Below are 799 nucleotides of genomic sequence, written 5' to 3'. Positions count from 1 at the left end.
TTGGTTCAATCGAAGAAGCGGTAGAAAAAGCCAAGAACATGTAATCTGAGTGACTGGTTGAAGCCTTACGCTTCACCAGTCTCTACCGGAGAGAATATATGGGTATTAGCGTCCATTGCGATATTGTTAGTGCTGAAAAGCAAATCTACTCAGGTCTTGTTGAGCTAGTAGTTGCTGTTGGTGAGTTGGGTGATTTAGGTATTGCCCCAGGCCACGCGCCACTAATGACTAGTTTAAAGCCGGGCCCAGTTCGTATTGTTAAGCAAGGCGGTGAAGAAGAAGTATTTTATGTGACAGGTGGCTATCTCGAAGTACAGCCAAATGTCGTGACCATACTTTCTGATACAGCGCAGCGTGCTGATGATCTGGATGAAGCGGCGGCTCTTGAAGCGAAAGCGGAAGCCGAGCGTGAATTTGCTAATCAAAGCGGCGAGATGGATTATTCTCGTGCTGCAGCACAGTTAGCAGAAGCGGCTGCAAGGCTGAGAGCGATTCAACAATTGCGTAGGCGTTGAGCTTACAAACGCAATCATCTAAAGGCAGCTTAAGGCTGCCTTTTTTGTTGGTAAATCAGTAGATAAGAGGCTTTCTTAGTACTCTTCTGCGACTACAATTAAACAAAACGAGAGAATTGGAACGAGATATGGATTTTCACATTATCGTCTTAGCTGCGGGTAAAGGCTCCCGTATGAAGTCTGATAAGCCTAAGGTATTGCATACACTTGCTGGCAAACCAATGCTCACACACGTATTAGAGACCGCACTTGCACTGAATCCAGATAGAATTCACGTTGTTATT

At 45.3% G+C, this 799-nt stretch carries 2 protein-coding genes; both read left to right on the top strand.

The features are described from left to right. Nucleotides 1-98: 98 nt before the first annotated feature. The gene (locus tag A3750_RS15785) at nucleotides 99-515 is read left to right on the top strand and encodes a F0F1 ATP synthase subunit epsilon (protein ID WP_068457597.1); all 417 of its coding nucleotides are present in this window, start codon (nucleotides 99-101) and stop codon (nucleotides 513-515) included. Between the two features lie 128 nt (nucleotides 516-643). Further along, a partial coding sequence (locus tag A3750_RS25020; protein ID WP_156498642.1) for an NTP transferase domain-containing protein occupies nucleotides 644-799 on the top strand: 156 nt, incomplete at its 3' end.

The sequence above is a fragment of the Oleiphilus sp. HI0079 genome (assembly GCF_001635105.1).
The sequence above is the reverse complement of the archived record's forward strand: the minus strand, read 5'-3'. Positions and strand labels throughout refer to the sequence as shown.

Bases quoted from the DNA above. Each gene is read 5' to 3' on its own strand.
- A3750_RS15785 (WP_068457597.1), top strand. From the start codon at position 99: ATGGGTATTAGCGTCCATTGCGATATTGTTAGTGCTGAAAAGCAAATC.